The organism is Phyllobacterium sp. A18/5-2, from assembly GCF_025452215.1.
GTDB lineage: Bacteria > Pseudomonadota > Alphaproteobacteria > Rhizobiales > Rhizobiaceae > Phyllobacterium > Phyllobacterium sophorae.
Genome location: NZ_CP104967.1, coordinates 1,221,342 through 1,243,229, shown reverse-complemented (window position 1 = coordinate 1,243,229; position 21,888 = coordinate 1,221,342). Strand labels below are relative to the sequence as shown.

The window sequence follows — 21,888 nt, the reverse complement described above, 5'->3', positions numbered from 1 at the left end:
CTATACGCACAGGTCTGTAGCGCGTCAAGCGATTTTTTGATAGAGAGATTCTTGATAACCGGCGCCATGAAACCAACGGAGGACGCGTGAAGAATTCGGAGTTAAACCTGCAAGAGGTTCGCCAGCGCATTCTGCAGACGGCGTCGGACCTTTTTTACCAGCAAGGCGTTCGCGCGGTTGGCGTGGACCTCATTGTCGAAAAGGCCGAAGTTGCGAAGACGAGCCTATATCGACACTTCCGCACGAAAGACGATCTCGTCGCGGCATTCCTCGAGCGCGAGGACAAAGACTTCTGGGGCATTTGGGACAAGGTCGCTCGAATGCATGTTGGCGATCCAAAAGGAGAGTTGGAGTCTCACCTCAATTGGATTGGCGAGCGTGTCAATCGCCCAGCCTATCGTGGCTGTCCCCAAATCAATGTTGCAGCTGAATTTGCTGAAATCCAGCATCCTGCCCGCAAAGTAGCGGCCGCGCATAAAGCCGAGTTGAGGCGGCGACTTCATGAACTCGCTGAGCAACTGGGGGCGAACAGACCCGCAGAACTCGCTGGGCAGTTGGCATTACTTATCAATGGCGCGTTTGTCAGTTCACAGATGTTCGACGCCGGGGAGGCGAAACCACTGCTACAGCAGGCGGCAAGCGCTCTGCTTCAGGCAAGTCAAAGTTGAGCGAGCGCTCGGCCCATCAACACTTATCCTTGGCATTGTCGGTGGGCCGGACGGCGAGGCTGGCCAGGACGGAAAGGGAGATTTTTAGAGCGACAAAGGGGACAGGCCCTTTGAGAGATGGAGGCCAGCCTGACGGTCGCATTGCGGGCAGTTCCGACAGTATAAACTTTGTCAAAGCCGACGCGCTGGAATGATTGAAGCCGCTATTACTCAAAGTCGTCTAGGCAGCGTTCGCTTTCGGCGAACTATCAACATAAAACTGCTGAACCGCTATGCTGCCAGCTCTGTCGCTCGATCAAAGAAATGCAGATTGTCCAAGGCGATATGCAAGCGGACTTGGTCACCTTTGCAAGCCTCGGGCCTGCCGGCGTGGGCCAAAACGACTGGTTGCGATGCGACCTCAAGAACCACGAAGGTCATACTTCCCGTTGACTCAATGCCGGTAACGGTGGCCCCAATGGCCATGTCGTTGACGCCCGGCTTCAGGGAAAGATGTTCGGGCCGCATGCCGATCCAGACTTGCCGGCCAGCAGCGATGTCGCGATTGAAACCGATACGGACGCTGTCGCTGTCGAGCACCAACGCGCCATTGTGGGCTGCGGTCGCAGGCAGGAAGTTCATTGCCGGTGAACCAATGAAACCGGCGACAAACTTGTTCGCCGGGCGGTCATAGAGGTCAAGCGGACTTCCCTGTTGCTCGATAATGCCGGCGCGCATAACGACGACATGGTCGGCCATGGTCATCGCCTCTACCTGATCGTGCGTGACGTAGACCGATGTGGCGCTCAGGCGCTCGTGCAGCTTGCGGATCTCGCTGCGCATGTGGACGCGCAGCGCGGCATCGAGATTGGAGAGCGGTTCATCGAACAGGAACACTTTCGGATTGCGCACAATGGCCCGGCCCATGGCGACGCGTTGCCGCTGACCGCCCGACAAGGCTTTAGGCAAACGATCCAACAGACTGCCAAGACCGAGGGTCTCTGCGGCGGCTCGCGTGCGCTCGGCAATCTCGTCCTTGGGACGGCGCTTCAGGCGCATCGAATAGTTCATATTGTGCTCGACATCCATATGCGGGTAGAGCGCGTAGGACTGAAACACCATGGCGACGTCGCGCTCACGCGGAGGTTTGCCGATGACGCTTTGACCGGCAATACGGACATCGCCGGAGCTGGTTTTCTCCAACCCGGCGAGGGTGCGCAGCAACGTCGACTTACCGCAGCCGGACGGTCCGACAAGGGCGACGAACGAGCCCTGTTTGATGGAAATGTTGACGTCCCGAAGCGCGTGGAACCCGCCATAATGCTTGTTCAGATTGTCGATCTCGATCTGGAACATGATTCACCTCATTTAAGCGCGCCGGCGGTGAGGCCGCTGACGATACGCCGTTGCAACAGCATGAATACGATCAGGATGGGCGTTACATAAATAGCCGCGTAGGTCATGATGCCGTTCCAGTCATTGGCATTGGGGCCCATGAACGTCTGCAGACCCACCGTTGCTGTTTGCAGTTCGTTCTTGGCGATCAGCGAACGGGCATAAACATATTCGCCGAAGGATTGCAGAAAGATCAGCACGGATGTGACCAGAATGCCGTTGCGCGCCAAGGGCAGCATAATCCGGAAGAACGCGCCAATGCGCGATGACCCGTCCACGAGCGCCGCCTCTTCAAGTTCACGCGGTACCTGCACGAAAGTGGCACGGCAAAGCACGATATAGAGGGGCAGCACCTTGGCAGTTTGCGCCAGGATGACCGCAATGCGCGGGCTGGCCAAAAGACCGATCTGATTGAACATGACGAATATCGGCGTCACCATCAACGAAGATGGCAAGACCTGCATCATCAGGATCGCGAACAGAGCAATCTCCATCCACACGTTACGAACACGCGATAAGACGTAGGCGCAGCCGGTCCCGAGCATTGTCACCAGAATTGTAACGCCGATGGCGATGAGCAGTGAATTCCAGATGTAACGACCCATGTCGCGGTTCTTCCAGATCTCCAGAAAATTCCACTGTGGATCGCTAGGCCAGAACGTTGGCGGATACTGAAAGATCTCACTGCTGCCCTTCAGGGCCGTCAGGTACATCCAATAGAGCGGAAATAGATAGATTGCCGTCATGATCAGACCGATGACGAGAAGGACGTAGCGTTTCACGGGGTCTCTCTTCAGTAGCTGTGTTCGTGACGAGTGGATCGGACATAGACTGCGGCAACGATGATAACGAAGAGAATCATGAGCACGGAAACGGCGCTGCCGAGGGATATTTCATAAGTCTGGAATGACAGTTGCCACGACCAGTACTGGGCGACATTGGAGCTGTCGGCCGGGCCGCCTTGCGTCAACGCAGCAATCAGATCGAATTGTTGCAGCGTGAAAATGACGCCGAGCGAAATGACCGCGCCAAGCTGCGCTCGCATCAAAGGCAGGGTAATTGATCGGAAGCGTTCAAGGGGACCGGCACCGTCCAGTTCCGCCGCCTCGTAGACATCACGCGGAATGCTCGCAAGGCCCACCGAAAGCAAAATCATATTGAAGGGAATACCGAGCCAGATATTGGCAATTATGACGGCGTAGAGGGCGACATTCGGATCCGATAGCCAGAAGATGCGATCATCGGTGAGACCAAGTGCCGTCAGCACATAGTTGATAACGCCGAAATCACCGGCAAAGAGCCATTTCCAGATGGCGCCCACAACGAGCGCCGGCATGATCCATCCGGCAAGAAACAGGCCGCGCAAATAGGTCGCGCCCGGAAAATCCTGCTGGAAGAAGAGCGCAAGGCCAAAGCCAATCGAAAGCTGGAACACGATCGACAGCACGACGAATTTCACGGTGTTCCACAAAACGGTCGCGGCAATCGGCTGCGAAAAAAATAGTGTCGTAGTTCTCCAGGCCAACAAAGGGACGCTTGAACGAGGTGATCGTAAACATGTCGACGGTCTGCAGTGACATGATGATATTGTAGATGATCGGAAAGGCGGAAAACGCAACCAAATAAACAAGGGCAAGTCCAAGCAGCAGCATGTCAAATCCACTGCCATCCCGGATGGTTCTGATAATGCCCTGCATCGCGTCCTCCCGCTCGCCGCTTCAATAGAGATGTCGCTCCCCGCATTGGCGGGAAAGCGACAGACAACAGCCCTAGTCGTTCAAAACACTGTCGATCTGCTTTTGCGCGGCAGCAAGCGCCGTCTTCGCATCGCTCTGATGCGTCAGCGATGACTGAATGGCGGTGTAGATCGCCTTCGATATTTTTGGCCACTCGGGATGCGGACCGCGATTGCGGGCATATTTCATGCTCTCTTCGAACACTGCATAGATCGCGGGATTATTAGGATTGTTCGACTGTACGTTCGCCGCCGGGACAAAACCGAAGCGGTTCCAGACATCAGGCATTTTGGCGTAAAGAAATTCGAGGAGGATAAAGGCCTCTTTGGGATGTTCGCTCTTGGCAAGAATAACATTGTCGCCTTCGCCCAGGGCAGATGCACGGGTGGCGCCGTCCTGGGGTACCGGCAGAAGGGCAGCGCGGTAGTCAAATTTTGCTTCCCGTCCCATGCGCGGCAATTCCCACGGACCCGAGATTGCCATCGCCGCATTGCCAGCGTTGAATGTTCCAGTTGAATCATATTGGCTGCGGATCAAGGTATCTGGAGAAGCGAGCTTTTCGTCGATGAGCTTGCCCCAGAAGTTCAGAACCTTCTCGCCGCCTTCCGTGTCGACCTTGTTGTAGTCGCCGCCTGCCATCTGCAGCCAGGGCAGGAACTGGAACGTGCCTTCTTCTGTAGCGACCGCGGAAAATGCCAGACCATAGACATTCTTGGCTGGATCATTGAGTTTCTTGGCGGCTGCGTAAAGTTCATCCCATGTCCTGGGCGGTTTGTCGGGATCGAGCCCTTTCGCCTTGAACATGTCGGCATTGTAGTAAAGCGCGATTGTATTGGCGCCGCGGGGAACACCGTAAATCTTGTCATCCCAGGTCACCGATGAGAGGGGACCGGGGAAGATATCGTCCTTCTTGATGACTTTTGATTCCGCCAGCATCTCGCTAAGATCGAGCAGCAGACCGCGGGAGGCAAACAGCGCAACTTCCGGATTGTCAATGTATGTCACATCGGGCGATTCCCCGGTCGCGGTGGCGCGCGCCAGATCATTGACCATGTCGCGAAACTGAACGGTTTTGATGTTTAGCTTGATGTCGGGATGGGCCTGCTCGAATTCATCCTTCAAAAGATACATATACTGATCTGGCCGATCGATCGTCCAAATGTCCAATGTCACCGGCTCGGCTTGAGCAGCAGCACCGGAAATGAGCAGCGCAGCAGCTGCGATCCAATGTGATATGCGTTTCATCGCTTCCTCCTCGTGTGGCTGGACCGGATTTGGGTGCTTCTTGTTGGCACGTTTTCCCGGTATTGGCGTTGTGTCATCTCCGGAACTCCCGTCCGGCAGCGGGCCCGCTTGGGGAAATCAAGGATTGGCGACGAATGCGCCGCCACGACTTTGTTTCAGATGATTGAGCGATTGGACCTGTCCGGTCATTTCCAGTTCGTTGCGGTAGACCGGATCATGCCAGCCTTCGATGTCGATCGATCCCGACCAGCCTGCGAGGCGCAGTTCAGAAATTACATCCACCCAGTTGGTGTCGCCAAAACCCGGCGAACGCATGAACACGAACCTTTCCTTGCCGAAGATGCCGTGCTCGCGAATGACTTCCCAGCGGATCGTTGCGTCCTTACCGTGAACATGGAAAATCTTCGGCGCCCATTTGCGGATCTGCGGCAGCGGGTCGATGAGATAGACCATCTGATGACATGGTTCCCATTCGAGACCAAGATTGTCAGCGGGAACTTCGTTGAAGATCATCTCCCAGGCATCGGGAGTGTGGGCAATGTTCCAGTCACCGCTTGCCCAATTGCCATCCATGGCGCAGTTTTCAAAGGCCAGCTTCACGCCCTTGTCGGCGGCGCGCATGGCGAGTTCGGTCCAGACCCGCCGGAATTGCGGCAAGCTCTCCTCAATCGGTTTGCCGCGAATTCGCCCCGTAAAGCCTGCAATCGTGGTTGCGCCGAAAAAGGTGGGCATTGTCGATCAGCGCTTCCCAGCCTTTGAGGGTTTCGCGGTCAATTTCAGTATCCTCGAGCGGATTGCCGAACATGCCGAGCGTTGATATTGTCACATCCGCATCCCCAATTGCCTCTTTCAGCTCTGCGGCCAGCCGCGGCAGATTCTTGTTCATCACCTGCCAGAAGAAGGGTTCGATACTTTCGAAACCATGCGGCAGGATGCTTTTGACATAAGCGGCGGGATCGGGTGCATTACCCTTGATCATGGTGCCGATACGGATGGCTTTTGCCGGGTCGCTCACTCTAATGCTCCTTCAGATCGTAATTTCGATACGCCGGCCGGACTCGGCGCTGTCAATTGCACCGAACACCATGGCCAGGCTCTTGATATTCTCCGTGCCGACCGTTTCCGGTACGGGCCCGCCCTTTGTGGCGACAATAAAATCCTGCATGACTCCGAGGTGACCGCCGACGCGATCAGACGCATCGAGGGGAGGGACCCCGACGGCGGCCACCCCGGAAAAAAAGGCCGTTCTTGCCGGAGGTGACGGCTTCGGCCTTAATGTCATCATGCCCGTCCCAGACAACAGTCCCGTTGCTGCCAACGATACGCCATGCGCTTTCCCAGCTTGTGCGCAAACCATCTGCACACCAGCTGCCGCGGTAGGTAAAAACCGCGCCGTTGGAAAACTCGAATATGGCGGCTGCGGATGATCCTTGGCTGTACCACGAATTGGCCGGCTCCCATTCGCGGGCGTAAACGGCCGTGGCGGCGTCACCGGCCATAAAACGCGCGGCGTCGAAGGTGTGGATCGCCATGTCAAGAAACAGAACGTGGGGCATTTCCTCGCGAAAGCCGCCAAAATGCGGAGCGAGAAAGAAGTCGCAATGGATGCTGGTCACTTCGCCGATAGCGCCTGATCTCGATCAGTCTGCGGATACGGCGGATTTGGGCAAGGTAGCGCCGGTTTTGCACAACGGCGTGAATCCGGCCTGCCTCACGTGCACGCCAAACGAGATCGCGGGCCTCTGCCAGGGTTTCGGCCATGGGCTTTTCGGAAAGAACATGGCAACCGGCTTCCAGTCCGGCTGCAACAGTTGCGTGCCGTGCGGCGGGTACCACGATATCGAAAAGCAAGTTGGGGCTGGTCTTGGCCAAGACTTTCGAAAGATTGTTGCCGATGAGGGCGGAGGTGAGGCCAAACTCTGTGGCCCGCGCTTCAGCACGGTCTGCGTCTAAATCGACAACACCGACGATATCGATGTCACCAAGGGCGCCAACTGCCTCGAACCATGCTTTGCTCATGGCTCCGCAGCCGACTAAAACAGCACGTTGCATCTAATCTCCTCCCAACGAAATCCATGGCTAAACCGATTAAGTCGATTGCAATTGGCTTCCGTAAACGTTTACGATTTCATATCGACGTTTTGTTTTTGTCAATCCCTCATTTGGGTGTTTTATGAGGGACGGCGCCTAGAACGAGATCGGCAAAGGGAGAAAAAGCGTGAGTATTCGGGACCTTGCCCGCCATCTCGATATTTCGATTGGTACCGTGTCGCGGGCCCTGAACGGCAAGTCGGACGTTAATCCCGAAACACGCGAACGTGTACTGGTTGCGGCCAAGAAACTCGGCTATGTGCCCAATCAGTCAGGCCGCAGCTTGCGGCAGGGCACCACCAACACGATTGGCTTCATGATCGAATCGACCATTGAAAGCGCTGACAATGGCGGTAACTTCTTCATGCCGGTGTTCGAGGGCGTGCAATCTGTGTTCAGGCGCCATCATCTCGATCTTGTGGCACTGTTGTGTGGAACCGATGAGGATCCCGCCACCTATCTCAACCGCGTCGTTGGGCGCCGGTTTGTAGACGGACTGATCATTTCGGCAACGACCCGCAACGATCCGCGCATAAGCTTCCTGCTGGAGCGCAAAATTCCTTTTGTCGCTCTTGGGCGCAGTGCGACCCGAGGGAGCTATCCTTGGATCGATCTTGATTTTGAAGGGGTCGCGGCAACGGCTGTCGCGCGCCTTGTGCAATTTGGTCATCGCCGGATCGCCATCGGTGTCCCTGCCAGCGATATCAATCTTGGCCATGTTTTCCAGGATGGCTACAAGCGCGCCCTCAAGGTGAGTGGCATCCATTTTGATCCTGAACTTGTTCTGCGTGCACACAGCAATGAAGAAGGCGGTTACCAGGTGGCCAGCGCCATGCTGGCGCAAAAGCAAATGCCGACGGCAGTCATTCTCGTGAACGAGAATATGGCCATCGGTCTTTACAGGCGTTTTTATGAAGCAGGTATCCATCCGGGTCGCGATGTTGCTGTTGTTGGTTTCCGCGAAAGCACGCAAAGCCGTTTCCTGTCACCGACATTGACCTGTTTTCGAATTTCCCTCCGTGATCTTGGCATAAAGCTGGCTGAAGCATTGCTTTCAACCATGCCGGCTTTCATGAGCAATTATCCGCAGGGCAGGATTGAGCTGGTCTGGCCGATGGAGTTGGTACCCGGCGAAAGCGATCGACTTTGGTGTGGGACGTGCGGCCAGCAATAAGGGCAGTGCTACCCGGACGAGCGCACGCGTCGACGTGGTGCAACGTTTGGGATTGCATCCACACGGCGGCGACGAGCCAGAAAAACCCTAAAGGCGCGAATACGCCTGCCAGGAAATCTCCAAACTCATTGGGCCTAAGACACGAAAGATAACCGCCCAAACAAACCGAGCCAGTCGGAGGCTCCACCAGATAGAAAAAAGTGATGGCAACGAAGGCGACATCAGCGCCCAAAATCTTTGCCTGCACCCTTTGGCTGTCACATTCTTCGCTTTCGGGGCAAAACTTTCCGCTGCTGGAACCGCCTCCAAGGTCACGCTCGTTTAGTTGCCCAACGTGCCGGGCAAGAGTCTCAAAGGCGCGCCTGTCGACTCTGGTCCCGGCGGCTTCTCTGAAGGACATGTTCATCCCACTTCGGCATTGATCTATGCCGCCGTATGAGAGGTGCGACCCGCAGCCAAGTCGATGATGGCCGGTTAAAATCCATCGAGCCGGAAAAAGCCTTCGGAGTTGCCAGGCGACAGGTATGGCGTAAGTGCGGACGACAGTAAAACCGCTCCGGCAAGGCCACTTGAGGTCTTCGTTGTCAATACAGTTGAAAAGGAGCTCGTCTTACCGCTGAAGTAAAGTTAAGAGAGACGGCCGGACACAAATTATGTCCATGAGCCTGCCTTTAGGAGAAACCCACCATGTACGATCTGCTTGTCTCACCTCCTTTTCAGATTGTTGCTCTGGGTGTTGCAGGAATCATTACGTGGCATTTGCAAGGGCGTGGTCGTCCCAACGCGCGCCTCATTGTCCAGATCGCATTCTTCTCCACCATGACGGCAATATTGTTTGGAAATGGTATCTCCCCTGACAGGTTCGAGCCAGAAGGCGGCGGTATGCTCCTTGCCGCCAAGATGCTGTGGTGGGTGCATCTGGCCTGGGCCGTGATCGGTTTTATCCGAATTTACATTGTTCTCGACGGCAGGCCGCGGGAAGCACGGTTGTTGCAGGACCTGATCATCGCCGTAGTCTACCTCGGGGTCATGCTTTCGGTTCTCGCCTTCGTATTTGGCTTCGCGATAGGAACGCTCCTTGCGACCTCCGGTGTCATCGCCATCATCCTGGGGCTTGCTTTGCAAAGCACGCTCAACGATGTCTTTTCCGGCCTGGCGCTCACATTGGGACGTCCGTATGGAATCGGTGACTGGATCATATTAAGCGACGGCACTGAAGGACGAATCGTGGAAACCACTTGGCGTTCAACCCATATCCTGACGCCGGCCAACAACATCGTCGTGTTGCCGAACAGTTTCCTGGCTAAGATCGGACTGACGAATATCAGCCGCCCTGACGAGACGCATCAGGTGGTTCTGACGCTCCGTGTGAAGCCGACGCGCACCCCGGCCTTTGTCGTCGAAACAATGCAGCAAGCCATGATTGGAGCTAACAACATCGTTCATGATCCTGCTCCCGTCGTCGCGCTCAAGGGCGTCGATGCCTTTGCCATCGAGATTGATCTGCAATTCCGCGTCAGACATCCCGCCGATAGAATTCCTGCCAAAAACGAGCTTCTCGACCTCGCCTACCGTCAATGTATGGCGACCGGGATATTTCTTGCCCTACCGTCGTCGTCTGCCATCCTTATCGACAACCTTGACGCTGGTCGTGCCCTTCCACAGTCGTTGCAGGAAGTGTTGCAGTCGAGCCCAATCTTCGCCGGTCTTAAACAGGAAGAACTGCAGAAGCTGGAAGCGTCGGCGACACTACGGCGGTACGCCCCCGGAGACCTCTTTTTCCATGGGGCGGATAATACGCCGGGCCTGATGATTGTCCACTCGGGAGCTGTATCGGCACTTTGTGATGGTATGGAAGTTCTACGACTCGCACCGGGCGCCATATTCGGCCAGATCGATGGGATCGTCCGCCAAGCCACCGAATACGAGGCTTTGACGGTGCTCGAAGCCTATGAGATTGACGGAGTGGCCTTGGTGTCGTTGTTGGGAAATCATCCTGAAATCCAAGAGAACCTTACCCGCCACCTTTCCAGCCTTGCGAGGAATGTGGCGGCAACGGACAATCCGCCTGTTCCAGCGGGGCATGCATCCATCCTGCGCCGTACCGTTCAGGGTTTGTTGGGCCGATAATCCGGGCGATCCTGATATCCAGGCGTGTTCGAGCATCCATTCAAAACTGCTTTGCAAAGCGCTGGCGGAAATGTCTTGCGCCAGCGTCTTTCATGAGGCCAATAGCGTAATGCATCGACGGTGCGCCCATGCCCGTCCGTTTCCGCCACCGGTCAGAACGGAGGCGCATGCGGACGTTCACGATGAAACTGGCCTAAAAGTCCGCCAGTCGACAAAAGCCGCGAAAAGTGCCGCCAACAAGGCGAGCGATGCCGATATCAGCAATATGGCGAGCAGTGTATGGACTGGGGCTGTTTCCGTGACAAAGAGACCCGCAGCAGAGGCGATGAGTGCTCCGCCAGCGATTGTCATTGCCGAGGCCAGCCCCACAGCGGTGCCAGCGAGATCAGCCCGCACGGACAACACGCCGGTATTGGCCGCGGGCATGGTCAACCCATTGCCTATGCCGATGAACATGCAAGGTCCAAAGAATGCAAGAACATCGGTACTGCCCAATGTCGACAGGACCAAGCCAATCGACAGCCCGAGGCAGGTCAAAACACGCCCGAAAATAAGGGATGTGCCCAGCGAGTACCGGGAGGCGTAACGGCCAGCTAAATAGCTACCCAGGATAAAGCCTGCTGGCACCATGCCCATATAGAAGCCAAGTTTCGCACTTGACCCGCCGAGCGCTTGATTAAGCGTCAGCGGGGCCCCGCCGAAAAAGACATAGAGCGTACCCATCGAGCAAGCCATACACAGAGTATAAGCCCACAACCGTGCCGAACTCAGGAGCTGACCATATGAAGCAAGGTAATCCCGATTTGATCCGGGCGCGTGCGCGACCGTTTCGCTTAGCTCGCGCATAGACAATGCGAGGACAGTGGCACCAAGGATCGCAAAAACAACAAAGCCCGCTCGCCACCCGAACAACTCGTCCAACAGCCCACCCAAGAGAGGACCGAGCATCGGTGCAATCGCCCATCCCATGGCGAGGTAACCCATTTTGCTTGCAGCTTTGCGTTCACCCGATGTCTCCTTGATAATGACGAGAGCCACGGAATAGCAGGCAGAAATGGAGCTTTGCATCGCTCGGAAAACAAGGAAGGCACCAATGTTGGTCGCAAGAGCACAGCCAATGGACGCTGCAATGAAGATGCAGACAGACAGCAATACGACCGGCCTGCGCCCATATCGATCTGACAAGGCACCTGCGATGAGCGCTGTCAGGGCTGTAACGATCGCGTAGCCGGCAACCGAAAGGTTGACGAGCGCGAAATCAGCCTGGAACGTGGAAGCGATGTTCGGAAGGGACGGTAAAATCATATTCACCGGCAGCGCTGCGAGCGCTGAAAGGAAGATGAGGGTGGTTAGTCGGGGTGGAGCAATAATTCGCGTCATGACCGGTTCCTCGGCCATTTGTGCGCAGGAAAGCTGAATGGGATCGTCGTCCATCATGGTTATGTCCGTCTTGTCAGTGGGTTACTGCGAAAATCTGACGAGGCGCGGGCCCAAATTCCGGGCATAAAAAAAGCCCCGTCAGGAGCCTGCTTACCGCGCATGGGTGCTTTCGCCGGATGGCTATACCATCCTGCCCATGCGCTTTGTTACCACGACAAGAACCATTGCGATCTTCATGACGTTACAGCTAGACAGAAATTTGCACATCGTCAATGCCACCATGCCTTCAGCTTAATAACGGCAAAGCAACGCGCTCCATACTGCGCTGAGGGCGCAAATAAGGCCAACCCAGCCCAAGTTGAATGTCGCAGAAAGCGGTCAACTCGCTGGTTACGCCTTTCGAGCCGAAAGTTCGGCATGAGGAGGACAGAGTTGGAGGCGGAGAGCGCCCCATCTCACGCCATTCGATACCCTCACTTGTGTCGATTTGCTCTTACTCCGGCGCTTCAAATCAAGCAGCCAACTGTTTCCTTTGTACGCAAAAGGCGAACGTATTGCCGTCTAGCGCGCACACGCCGGTGATATATCTGCTCGCACAAAGCGTCTTGGGCTGGCTTGGTTCGTCAGCCTGACTAATCCTCGGCGTGGAGCGGCGCACCAGCGCGATAGAGCAAAATTGGTCGGATTTCATAGACTGCGGTTGGATTGGCACGACGCAGGTCGCGCGCGGTCGCAACGGCGGCCCCGAGGGTTGGGCAATCCACCACATAAAAGCCGAGCAACTGCTCCTTGGTCTCAGCAAAGGGGCCGTCGGTGATCATGCCGGCATCCTTGCCACGCAAGGTCACGGCGCTTCGTGTCGGGCCAAGGCGTGCAGCTGGTCCCAGACTTTTTTCCCGGACGAGGCGATCATTGACCTCGAGCAGTTCGGCCATCAGCGCCGCATCCTCCTCTTTGGTCCATGATTCTGACCATTTCCTCCTCGTGATAGGCCAAGATGGCGTAGAACATGGTTGTCCCTCTCGTGCATTGATCACTTCCGTCTCGGCCTCATTGCGTCCTGGACTGAGTTGACGTTGACGCGACCGAAATCCGGTAGCTCGTTGGATTTTGTTGATTAGATAGGTTCGATAATCGTCGGGCAAGCCTGCAGGTATTCCCCGTGATTGGAAAACAGTGCTTGTGCAGTACGAGAACCCGCTAGGCGTCGGTTTCTGGCGCGGGAACGGTATTCTTCGCCAACCGAACGAGGCCGCCCCGGGTGATGGAAAGCCGCCGAAGGAGACTGCGAGCCCTTGTCGCGGCGCTGCTGCGAGAATCGATCTTGCTGCCCGTCGCTACAACCAGCGCCGCACGCGAGCGCGGTAGTGGCGATAGGCGTCGCCGAACGTGCGCTCTAGATACGTTTCCTCGCGGGCCACCACGCCGTAGCGAATTACAAGGGCGAAGGGCACGAGCGTCCCGATCAGCCAAAGGCTGTCGAAGGCAATGGCGAGAGCGACGAGCCCGAAAAACATGCCGAGGTAGATGGGATTGCGCGTGAAGCGGTAGGGTCCCTCCTGGACGATGGTAGTGGTCGGCATGCTGGTGGGTACGTTCGAGCCTGCCTTGGTAATGGTGGCGATCGCCCAGGCGACGAGCGCCAGCGCGAGGACGAACACAATCCCGCCGACCCAGCCCGCGGGCAGCGAGGCTGGCAGGAACGGCAAGGACACGGCCCATTGCAGGGCGAATCCGGCGAGCACTGCGAGCGCCCACGCGATCGGCGGCCGAATGATGACATTGGCGGTGTCTGCGCGATCACTCATGGCTAAGCTTTCGTTGCGCCCGTGAAAAAGCCTTCAAGTTCCGCAAACCCCATGGCTTGTTCTGAAAACTGAAAAGTTCCCGTTGTTCTCATCTCCCGCGCTGCGTTTGCGAACGCGCCGAATGCCAGCCGCGCCAACGCCGATCCGACACTGATGCGTTTGACGCCAGCATGTGCCAGTTCTGCTATGCCAAATGTCGTCCCCGGCATGCCCATGACGACATTGACGGGTTTGGTTACTGCGCCGCAAACCGCACGGATCGTACCGAGGTCGTGGAGACCTGGTGCATAGAGTACGTCGGCACCGGCTTGCTGGAAAGCCTGTAACCGCTCAATGGTCTCATCGAGATCGGGGCGACCCCACAGGAAATTTTCGCATCGCGCCGTCAGCACAAAATCATGCGGCAAGGCGCGGCAGGCTTCGGCCGCCGCTGCGATACGCTCTACGGCCAAGGTGAAATCGTAAATCGGATTATCCCGTCGGCCGGTGTGGTCTTCGAGAGAACATCCTGCAAGCCCTATGTTGGCGGCGGCCTGAATTGTCTCGGCGGCACTTTCGGGGCTGTCTCCGAAACCTTTTTCAAGGTCGGCAGAAACGGGCAGAGGCGTAGCTGCCACGATAGTCCGGTAATGGTTCAGGGTATCGTCTCTGGACACACTGCCCTCAGGAACGCCGAGAGAAAAAGCCATTCCGGCGCTGGTGGTCGCGAGCGCCGGAAACCCCATTGCTGCGAGAATTCGCGCCGTTCCAACGTCCCAGGGGTTGGGGATGATAAACGCGCCGGGCTCTTCATGCAGTCGTCGAAATGCTTTGCCCTTGTCTTCCATGTGGCCCCCTTCATTATCGGCCGACCGAGGAGGGGGGGCCCCGAGGTAGTTCAATATCGCATTTGCTCACTTGGTTGCCAATAGTGCCTACACGAATAGCCGCAGACACGACATGTCTCGCCGACGCCGGAATAACTTTCCCGCGCCTTCCGAATTGGTTTCGCTGGTCCAGCGGTTCGTCAACAACGTGATCAGGACGGGAAGGCTATTGCGTTGATGAACAGATCCAGCAACCACACCGGCCGACTTTAGAGTCGTTGCTTTGTACCCGCGCTCTTGCCGTCGGAGCTTTTCGAACGTTCCTCAAAACGCTGCGAGCCTTTTGCCAGGTCTGAACCTTTCTGGGCTTCCACTTTCTTTTCCTCTTTTGCGGCGCTCTTCCTCAGGCCCCGCGCGGATTTCCTACCTTTTTCTGTAGGGGCTTGCTCGATACCCATTTGCATTTCCTCCGTGTTTCAATGCCGCGAACTCAACGGTTGAGTTCTCATTTCGTTCCGCCGTGCTCTGATCTGTCAAAATTCAGTTCGCCGCGTGGAGAAGTGGTCATCTCGCGCCCTTGTTCCGCCCTTTCCTCAATGCCCTTTTGGGTAGTCAACACGGAGAAGGTAGTCTGCTCTCACTGGCTGTCCAAGGTCTCGTCCCTATGCCTGTCGAGCGCACGTTCGTTCTAGCTGCAGAAGGAGACAACTCTCGGCTGCATGAGGCAAATCAATACAAACGCGCCCTGCGATGCCATTGTCTCAGACCTGGCAAACGCTGACGCGGCCAAAGCCTTCTTTCAGGTCCGCTTTCCGTCTTGGCGGGCCTGTTCGGTTGCCTCGTTAGGACGGTCTGGAGAAATTCCGCTCCATTTTTGTATGTTTTCTGTGCGGCCAGTACCGGGATCAACCGGACGTGCCAGAACCGGCGGCTCGAAACCGTGTTTCGAACTCGCGTCGCAGGCTGCGTCTAACTTCGGCAGCACGCAGACGCTGCTGCGCAACCTCTGATTTGGGATGATATGCTGGCACTTCAGTCGGCCGGCCATCGACATCCACGGCCACCATGGTGAAGTAGCAAGAATTCGTGTGCCGACGCGTGCCGGTGCGGATGTCTTCCGCCTCAACCCGAATGCCGACTTCCATTGACGTTCGACCGGCGTAATTGATCGAGGCTCGAAAGGTCACCAATTCGCCGACCATGATAGGTTGACGGAACACGACTTGATCTACTGACAACGTGACGGCGTATTGCTTCGAGAAGCGGGATGCACAGGAGAAAGCGACGCGGTCCAGGACATTGAGCAGGGCACCGCCATGCACCTTGCCACTAAAGTTGGCCATGTCTGGCGTCATCAGGACGACCATTTCAATTCGACTTTTATCGGTGCCGTCATCCATTGCGTGCATCTCCAGCGTTTGCACTCATTATGCAGGAAAAAGGGAGGCTTCGGAAACACGCAGATATAAGATACCGATCGTTGCGCAATTTTTCTTCGGCGAACCGCCTCTGCTCGCTCCCGATCTTACGGATACCCGAAGGTAGGTGTCTTGGCCATCGCACGGTATTCCTGCTGCTGATGTAAATATGACTTGATTTTAGATTACCTGGTGGCGACATTTTAGGCTCTGGTGCCCTAAGCGATGATGCGCAGCTGCTTCTCCATCTCGGCACTGATCTGCGGCCGGAAGCTACGGGCATCGCCAAGGATATACATCCCACAGCGGATAATGCCCCACACGCAATGAATGAAGGACGGCATTACCATCGAGAGTTTCAAGTCTCGTGTTTTTTTTCTGCTCAGCAATTCCAACAGCACCTTTGCGTTCTTAATCGCGTAACCGTCGCGATCGTTGTTAAAATATACCCAAACATTTCTGGCCCGGCTTTTCTGGATGCGCTTAGCCCAAACTGCCAATTCTTCTTCACTATAGTCGTGGCGGTACCACTGTTTGGTTCCGTGAAAGCGGATGTAGATGTCCTCAGCGGTTTTCACCAGCTCATCGGGAAGTCGCGGGCCGCTACAGGAACAGAAGATCGCTCCCGCTGCGCGAAATGCCGCATAAACGTCCGCATTCCACCAGCTTTTGTGACGAAATTCGATCACGTTGCGATGACGCGGATCCAGCTGCTGCAAGATGGTCTTGAGAAGAGCTTGGTCGTAGCGAATGCTTGGCGGCAGCTGAAAGAGAAAACAGCCCATGCGTGGCCCAAGCAGATCGGCGATATATCCGAAATCCCCGATCAAGGTCCCGGTATCCTCAAAACGCTTAATATGAGTGATTAATTCGCATACTTTGATTGTGTAAATGAAGTCGCCATCCGCCTGGCGCAGCCAGGACTTGACTGTCGCAATCGAGGGCCACGCATAGAACGGTGCATTGAGCTCCACAGTTTTGAAATTTTGCTGGTAAATCGCAAACCATTGTTTGGACGGGACTTCATCTGGATAAAATCTGCCTTTCCAATGCCAATAATACCAGCCGGAGCATCCGACGTGGATGCCGTCCCGCAAACGGCCGGCTGAGGCCGCAGTTTTTGGCAGCTGCTTTTCCGAAATACGAACCTCGTGCATCGTTGCCGCGCGCTGCAAATTTGCCAGCCTTTGCTTTTGCCGGCGCTCGGCGCGCCGCTCGCGTCGTCGTTGGATCTCTTCGGAGGAACGGTCCATCGCTGTGGCCTTAATCCGATCGGCAACCACACACATCGCAGGAATGTTGCGTTACTACGCTGCTCGGGGTCGATATTTGCAATCTGAGACATGAAATGCGTACTCTGCTTATTCGAACGAAGGACGGCCATCGATGTTCCGGGTTTGATTGAGCCGCCCCCTATTGACGACAGGATCGTGAGGACTGAAGTTTGCCAGAACTTTCCTACTACGCCGGCATCATAACCTGAGCGGAGATTGTACGAGGGAGGCCAATGACCAACAAAAGAATCGCAGAACTTGTACTAGAAAGCGCGATCGACTACGCCATCATCACAGCTGACCTGTCCGGCAACGTCACCTCATGGAGCGTCGGAGCTCAGGAGCTATTTGGCTGGAGCGAGGCAGAGGTATTAGGGCTGGCCGCCGATATCATCTTCACAAGCGACGACCGTGCGCAGGACGTGCCGCGCAAAGAAATGGCAAATGCTCTAAAAAACGGCCGTGCGACAGACGAGCGCTGGCATGTGCGCAAGGATGGCTCAAAGTTTTGGGCCAGCGGCTTGATGTTGCCGCTTCAAGATGGTGGGACTGCCGAAGGTTTCCTCAAGATCGTTCGAGACCGTACGCAGCAAAAGCGGGCCGATGAACTGCAGTCGATGTTAAGTCAGGAATTGAGCCATCGGTTAAAGAACCAGCTTGCGATGGTACAGGGCATTGTCAACCAGTCGTTACGGCGTGCGGACAATATTGAGGCCGCGCGTGTGTCAATCAGCCAGCGCCTTGGCGTTCTAGGACGAGCACACGATTTGCTCTTGACGGGTTATGGGGAACGCATAGCAGTTCAAACCCTGATCGAGAGATCGGTAAATCTCCATCAGGACGGGCACGGCAGCCAGTTCAATCTTGAAGGTCCAGCCCTGGAAGTGGGACCTCAGTCTGCCCTATCTTTGGCAATGCTACTCCATGAACTTACAACCAACGCATTTAAGTACGGCGCTTTGTCGACGGCTGGAGGCCACGTAAGCGTCAAATGGGGGATTGCAGATCTGGATGGCGAGCCTGCCTTCAGGCTTGACTGGCTGGAGAAGAACGGTCCTCCGGTTGTTGAACCTACGGCCGAGGGATTGGGCACCCGACTGATAAGAAGCGGGGTTGCGGGCGCACCAAATCATGTCGATTTGGTCTATGCCCCAGATGGGCTGAGGTGCACGGTGCTAGCGCAGCTAAAAGGCTTCCAAGCCGATTTGTAAGCGCGTGTCGGAGCGATCTCAACCGGATCGTCCAGCGCTGTTACGGTTCTCGCGACGAGCCCTTGTGTCTTTCCCCTTTCATCTTGAGGTTGTTTTTCGACACTCGCCCTGACCGTGGCTGTGAAAACGCCGCCTCGTTTCTCATCGATGGGCGACGACGTCGTGCCCAGCCCTGTCGAGGAATTTGATTGTCCTATCCTGCGCGCACTTCCTCGGTGAGAACTTCAAAGCGAGACAAGACCGATGGTCCAAAGCTGGTCGATATCGCCACGTCTGTTGCATCGCGCCCGGTGGCCATCAGGATGCGGCCAATTCTTGGCGTGTTGTGGCGCGCATCGACGGTGTGCCAATGTCCGCCGAGATAAACCTCGAACCATGCATTAAAATCCATGGGGTCGGGATTGAATGGAACACCGATGTCACCAAGATAGCCCGTGCAATAGCGCGCAGGAATGTTCATACAGCGGCACAACGTGATCGCGAGGTGAGCGAAATCGCGACAGACGCCTGTCTTGTCGGTAAAGCCCCCGGTAGCGGTCCTCAGGACGTCCGCCTTCTGATAGTCGAAGGTTATATGGTTGTGTACGAAGTCCAGGATCGCTGCAATGCGTGGCCATCCTGGTGGCGTTGCCGAGAACTGCGCCCAGGCGAAATCGCTGAGGCGGTCCGTATCGCAATAACGGCTGCCGAGCAGAAAGACCAGGACATCATCGGGCAAATCCTTGATATCGTGTTGAATAGCATTCACGGGAACGACGTCAGGTTGGCCGCTGTCATAGATTTCGAACTCGGACGATATTGTCGTCAGTCCGGGCGGCGCAACAATACGTGTGCAGGCATTGCCAAAGCTGTCAGTGTATCCCCAGGCCTCAATCGGGCGGTCGAAGGTGAGTACTTGGTCGGTGAGAAGGTCGATGCGGCGCGAGGGATGGATATTCAAAACCAGTAGCATCGATGTCGGTTGGGGGCATTCGTAGCCTAATGTGAACCCGGCGCGTATCTTCATCGTCTCTCCTTGGTTGAACCGATAACCACCGCATCAGCAGTGAATATGGCGCAACGCAAGATAGCCGCGCGGGGTTCCCCTCATTCGTCAGCGGTTTGGAAAAGTTCCTGCTGTTTCCGTGGTTACGTTCACTTGCACCGACATCCCCTCGTAATCCGAGGGTCGTCCGTCATAACTGCCTGTCAGGGGGATTGCCTGGCGCGGGTCGCGCGCGACGGCAACGCGGATTAGATCGCGATTACCGACGATGCCGTTGGTCGGATCAAACTCCACCCATCCTGCTCCAGGGAGATAAATCTGGCACCAGGCATGGGTGGAACCGCCCCCAGATGTTATCGAACCGTCTCGACTAGGAACATAAATGTATCCTGTCACAAATCTCGCCGCTAAACCGAGCGAGCGGGCCGCTTCCATCATCAGGACGGCAAAATCCCGACATGTGCCGCGACGGAATTGCAACGTGTCGAGTGGTGTCTGCGTGCCCCTTGCCAAACGGCGCTCATATACGAAGCTTTCGTGAATTGCGTAACACATGGTCATCAAGAGATGCCCGGTTTCGGTCGGATGTCCAACACGAACAAATTGCCGGGCCCAGCGATCGAGATCACCATCAGGATCGGAATGGTGACGCGTGATCGTCCGCTCCAAATCGATAATCTCGTCGCCGTCGTAGCTAAAGGGATAAGTAAGCGCCTCCTCATCGATCTGAAGATCAAGGGGGACCTGCGGTGTATGTTCCAGCCGAATATGACTTTGAAAGCGCAACTCCGTTGCTGGTTCGGCGATTTGTACGATCGCAACGCAATTGCCAAAGACGTCATGGATCCAGCGGATTTGTCGCGGTGTGGGATCGACAACCAGCGCCGCCTCAAGAAGGCGCTGATCGAAACTGTCCCGCGGACGAAACATCAGCCGATGCTCACCAAATGCCACGGGCCTGAGGTACCGATAAACGGTTGAATGTCGCACCGAAAAAATGGTCATAGCAGATTCTTACGTCGCACGCGCTGTTGAGCAAAGTCCTATTTGGAACTTTACGTTTTCTGACTTGTTTTCGTTAAAGTCATGGCCGGCTCAATTCGGAGAAGAGTATGTGAAATCTGTCAGCATTTGATCTCCGCTGATGAAAGTGCCTGAATTATTGGAAGGAATGGCTGGTGCCAATCGATCAAAAGAGCCCGATACGCAATCACTTGCTGTCGCGTTTGTCCGAAAAGGACCTGGCTTTGCTATTGCCCAAAATGCAGGTCGTACCATTGAAATTGCGACAGGAAATTGAGACGCCGGGAGAAGCGCTCAAACATGTCTATTTTCTTGAAAGTGGCATCGCATCGATGATGGCGAGCTTGCCGCGTGCTCGCGATTTGGAAGTTGGTCTTTTTGGGAGAGATGGGATGTCTGGATCGGCACTTCTACAATACGACGATCGAAGCGCCTATCGCACAGTGGTTCAAATGAGTGGAAGCGCCTTTCGGATCGATGCGTCCGACCTTGTTGAAGCTCTTTCGGTTAGTGAACCCATGAAAGTGTTGTTAACACGTTTTGCGCGCGCGCTTTCAATCCAGGTGGGTTCAACGGCCATCGCCAACGGACATTCAAAATTAGAAGATCGATTGGCCCGCTGGGTGTTGCTTGCTCATGACAGGGTGGACGGGGATAGCATGTTTTTCACCCATGAACATTTGGCTCGCATGCTGGGGGTCAGGAGGGCAGGCGTAACCGTTGCTCTTCATGTCTTGGAAGGAAAAGGTCTTATACGATCCAAGCGGTCAGAGATCGTCGTCTTAGACCGCGAAGGACTGATGGAACTTGCGGACGGTGCCTATGGTCTGGCCGAAGAAGAATCGGTGCGTTTGACTGGCTGGTCGTTAAGGCAGACGCAACAGTGCTGTTGATGTGAGCTTTGTTAAAGTCTTCAGTGGAACTGGCCGACAGGATTCTACGAAGTCATTTTCAAAAGGAACAATAATCGTTTGGCGTAGTTCTTTCCGCACTCGCCACATTTGGTGGCGGATTAAAACTGGAGGGACGACCCATGGTCACCAAAACGTTAGATACATTATTTCATGAGACATTGAAGGATATCTACTACGCTGAGCGGAAGATTCTGAAGGCTTTGCCGAAAATGGCGAAAGGCGCAGACTCCATGGAATTAAAGGCTGCATTCGAGAAACACCGGAACGAAACAGAAGTCCATGTAGAGCGTCTCCAGCAGGTATTCGAGATTTTCGGCAAGCGCGCACAAGGCAAAACCTGCGAGGCGATTGAAGGTATTATTGCTGAAGGTGAAGAAATACTCGACGATTTTAAGGGCGAGCCAGCTCTTGACGCAGGCCTGGTTTCCTCGGCTCAGGCCGTCGAGCACTATGAGATAGCTCGTTATGGCACGTTGGCCCGTTGGGCCGATGAACTAGGCATGAAGGATGCTCTGGCACTTCTGGTCCAAACCCTGGAAGAAGAGATAGCAACCGATGCGGCCCTCACCAAACTCGCCGAAGGCGGCGTAAACGCCAAGGCCCAAAAAGTAGCTGCGTAGCAGCACCCGTGCTCATTCCAGGGGAGTGGGC

Annotated in this window: 17 protein-coding genes and 5 pseudogenes; 7 read left to right on the top strand and 15 right to left on the bottom strand. The window is 55.6% G+C overall.

The window, feature by feature from the left end:
• Positions 1-86 precede the first annotated feature (86 nt).
• On the top strand, positions 87-668 hold the full coding sequence (locus tag N8E89_RS24700) for a TetR/AcrR family transcriptional regulator (protein ID WP_262262447.1): 582 nt from the start codon (positions 87-89) through the stop codon (positions 666-668).
• A gap of 270 nt (positions 669-938) precedes the next feature.
• On the opposite strand, the gene N8E89_RS24695 is transcribed toward N8E89_RS24700, so the two are convergent.
• The 6 genes and pseudogenes from N8E89_RS24695 to N8E89_RS24670 all read right to left on the bottom strand — a co-directional run bounded on the left by N8E89_RS24695 (position 939) and on the right by N8E89_RS24670 (position 7,075).
• A complete protein-coding gene (locus N8E89_RS24695) occupies positions 939-2,003 on the bottom strand; it encodes an ABC transporter ATP-binding protein (RefSeq protein ID WP_262262446.1) in 1,065 nt (354 codons plus the stop codon).
• Positions 2,004-2,011: 8 nt separating this feature from the next.
• Positions 2,012-2,788, bottom strand: a complete 777-nt coding sequence (locus tag N8E89_RS24690; protein ID WP_262263321.1) for a carbohydrate ABC transporter permease — start codon at positions 2,786-2,788, stop codon at positions 2,012-2,014.
• Between the two features lie 47 nt (positions 2,789-2,835).
• A pseudogene (locus tag N8E89_RS24685) lies at positions 2,836-3,739 on the bottom strand (carbohydrate ABC transporter permease).
• A 72-nt stretch (positions 3,740-3,811) separates the two neighbouring features.
• Positions 3,812-5,023 (bottom strand): ABC transporter substrate-binding protein, encoded by a 1,212-nt coding sequence (locus N8E89_RS24680; RefSeq protein WP_262262445.1) that lies wholly within the window; start codon positions 5,021-5,023, stop codon positions 3,812-3,814.
• A gap of 117 nt (positions 5,024-5,140) precedes the next feature.
• A pseudogene (locus N8E89_RS24675) lies at positions 5,141-6,038 on the bottom strand (sugar phosphate isomerase/epimerase family protein).
• Positions 6,039-6,050: 12 nt separating this feature from the next.
• Positions 6,051-7,075, bottom strand: a pseudogene (locus tag N8E89_RS24670) (Gfo/Idh/MocA family protein).
• Between the two features lie 166 nt (positions 7,076-7,241).
• Between N8E89_RS24670 and N8E89_RS24665 the strand changes: the two are divergent.
• From N8E89_RS24665 to N8E89_RS24655, 3 genes and pseudogenes are all read left to right on the top strand, one after another.
• A complete protein-coding gene (locus tag N8E89_RS24665) occupies positions 7,242-8,288 on the top strand; it encodes a LacI family DNA-binding transcriptional regulator (RefSeq protein ID WP_262262444.1) in 1,047 nt (348 codons plus the stop codon).
• A gap of 241 nt (positions 8,289-8,529) precedes the next feature.
• Positions 8,530-8,913: pseudogene (locus N8E89_RS24660) on the top strand (cupin domain-containing protein).
• A gap of 62 nt (positions 8,914-8,975) precedes the next feature.
• Positions 8,976-10,418, top strand: a complete 1,443-nt coding sequence (locus N8E89_RS24655; RefSeq protein ID WP_262262443.1) for a mechanosensitive ion channel domain-containing protein — start codon at positions 8,976-8,978, stop codon at positions 10,416-10,418.
• A 177-nt stretch (positions 10,419-10,595) separates the two neighbouring features.
• Here the strand turns inward: N8E89_RS24655 and N8E89_RS24650 are convergent, their stop codons facing one another.
• From N8E89_RS24650 to N8E89_RS24620, 7 genes and pseudogenes are all read right to left on the bottom strand, one after another.
• Positions 10,596-11,855 carry an MFS transporter gene (locus N8E89_RS24650; RefSeq protein WP_262262442.1) on the bottom strand — a complete coding sequence of 420 codons (1,260 nt, stop codon included), beginning with the start codon at positions 11,853-11,855 and terminating at the stop codon, positions 10,596-10,598.
• Between the two features lie 575 nt (positions 11,856-12,430).
• Positions 12,431-12,809: pseudogene (locus N8E89_RS24645) on the bottom strand (YciI family protein).
• A gap of 326 nt (positions 12,810-13,135) precedes the next feature.
• A complete protein-coding gene (locus N8E89_RS24640) occupies positions 13,136-13,606 on the bottom strand; it encodes a methyltransferase family protein (RefSeq protein WP_262262441.1) in 471 nt (156 codons plus the stop codon).
• 2 nt (positions 13,607-13,608) lie between these two features.
• Positions 13,609-14,433, bottom strand: coding sequence for an isocitrate lyase/PEP mutase family protein (locus tag N8E89_RS24635; RefSeq protein WP_262262440.1), 825 nt, complete (start codon positions 14,431-14,433; stop codon positions 13,609-13,611).
• 248 nt (positions 14,434-14,681) lie between these two features.
• Positions 14,682-14,870 carry a hypothetical protein gene (locus tag N8E89_RS24630; RefSeq protein WP_262262439.1) on the bottom strand — a complete coding sequence of 63 codons (189 nt, stop codon included), beginning with the start codon at positions 14,868-14,870 and terminating at the stop codon, positions 14,682-14,684.
• A 447-nt stretch (positions 14,871-15,317) separates the two neighbouring features.
• Positions 15,318-15,812 carry an acyl-CoA thioesterase gene (locus N8E89_RS24625; protein ID WP_262262438.1) on the bottom strand — a complete coding sequence of 165 codons (495 nt, stop codon included), beginning with the start codon at positions 15,810-15,812 and terminating at the stop codon, positions 15,318-15,320.
• A gap of 236 nt (positions 15,813-16,048) precedes the next feature.
• Positions 16,049-17,083 carry a DUF72 domain-containing protein gene (locus N8E89_RS24620; protein WP_315975709.1) on the bottom strand — a complete coding sequence of 345 codons (1,035 nt, stop codon included), beginning with the start codon at positions 17,081-17,083 and terminating at the stop codon, positions 16,049-16,051.
• A gap of 254 nt (positions 17,084-17,337) precedes the next feature.
• Here N8E89_RS24620 and N8E89_RS24615 point away from each other — a divergent pair, with 254 nt between their 5' ends.
• On the top strand, positions 17,338-18,315 hold the full coding sequence (locus N8E89_RS24615) for a sensor histidine kinase (RefSeq protein ID WP_262262437.1): 978 nt from the start codon (positions 17,338-17,340) through the stop codon (positions 18,313-18,315).
• Positions 18,316-18,508: 193 nt separating this feature from the next.
• Here the strand turns inward: N8E89_RS24615 and N8E89_RS24610 are convergent, their stop codons facing one another.
• Positions 18,509-19,321 (bottom strand): transglutaminase-like domain-containing protein, encoded by an 813-nt coding sequence (locus tag N8E89_RS24610; RefSeq protein WP_262262436.1) that lies wholly within the window; start codon positions 19,319-19,321, stop codon positions 18,509-18,511.
• A gap of 87 nt (positions 19,322-19,408) precedes the next feature.
• Positions 19,409-20,305, bottom strand: coding sequence for a transglutaminase family protein (locus N8E89_RS24605; RefSeq protein ID WP_262262435.1), 897 nt, complete (start codon positions 20,303-20,305; stop codon positions 19,409-19,411).
• Positions 20,306-20,478: 173 nt separating this feature from the next.
• Between N8E89_RS24605 and N8E89_RS24600 the strand changes: the two genes are divergently transcribed.
• Positions 20,479-21,216 carry a Crp/Fnr family transcriptional regulator gene (locus tag N8E89_RS24600; RefSeq protein WP_262262434.1) on the top strand — a complete coding sequence of 246 codons (738 nt, stop codon included), beginning with the start codon at positions 20,479-20,481 and terminating at the stop codon, positions 21,214-21,216.
• Between the two features lie 140 nt (positions 21,217-21,356).
• On the top strand, positions 21,357-21,857 hold the full coding sequence (locus N8E89_RS24595) for a YciE/YciF ferroxidase family protein (protein ID WP_262262433.1): 501 nt from the start codon (positions 21,357-21,359) through the stop codon (positions 21,855-21,857).
• Positions 21,858-21,888: the final 31 nt, after the last annotated feature.

Coding starts and splice junctions, on each gene's coding strand:
- N8E89_RS24695 (WP_262262446.1), bottom strand. CDS start 2,003: ATGTTCCAGATCGAGATCGACAATCTGAACAAGCATTATGGCGGGTTC.
- N8E89_RS24690 (WP_262263321.1), bottom strand. CDS start 2,788: ATGACGGCAATCTATCTATTTCCGCTCTATTGGATGTACCTGACGGCC.
- N8E89_RS24680 (WP_262262445.1), bottom strand. CDS start 5,023: ATGAAACGCATATCACATTGGATCGCAGCTGCTGCGCTGCTCATTTCC.
- N8E89_RS24655 (WP_262262443.1), top strand. CDS start 8,976: ATGTACGATCTGCTTGTCTCACCTCCTTTTCAGATTGTTGCTCTGGGT.
- N8E89_RS24650 (WP_262262442.1), bottom strand. CDS start 11,855: ATGATGGACGACGATCCCATTCAGCTTTCCTGCGCACAAATGGCCGAG.
- N8E89_RS24640 (WP_262262441.1), bottom strand. CDS start 13,606: ATGAGTGATCGCGCAGACACCGCCAATGTCATCATTCGGCCGCCGATC.
- N8E89_RS24635 (WP_262262440.1), bottom strand. CDS start 14,433: ATGGAAGACAAGGGCAAAGCATTTCGACGACTGCATGAAGAGCCCGGC.
- N8E89_RS24630 (WP_262262439.1), bottom strand. CDS start 14,870: ATGGGTATCGAGCAAGCCCCTACAGAAAAAGGTAGGAAATCCGCGCGG.
- N8E89_RS24625 (WP_262262438.1), bottom strand. CDS start 15,812: ATGGATGACGGCACCGATAAAAGTCGAATTGAAATGGTCGTCCTGATG.
- N8E89_RS24620 (WP_315975709.1), bottom strand. CDS start 17,083: ATGGACCGTTCCTCCGAAGAGATCCAACGACGACGCGAGCGGCGCGCC.
- N8E89_RS24615 (WP_262262437.1), top strand. CDS start 17,338: ATGACCAACAAAAGAATCGCAGAACTTGTACTAGAAAGCGCGATCGAC.
- N8E89_RS24610 (WP_262262436.1), bottom strand. CDS start 19,321: ATGAAGATACGCGCCGGGTTCACATTAGGCTACGAATGCCCCCAACCG.
- N8E89_RS24605 (WP_262262435.1), bottom strand. CDS start 20,305: ATGACCATTTTTTCGGTGCGACATTCAACCGTTTATCGGTACCTCAGG.
- N8E89_RS24595 (WP_262262433.1), top strand. CDS start 21,357: ATGGTCACCAAAACGTTAGATACATTATTTCATGAGACATTGAAGGAT.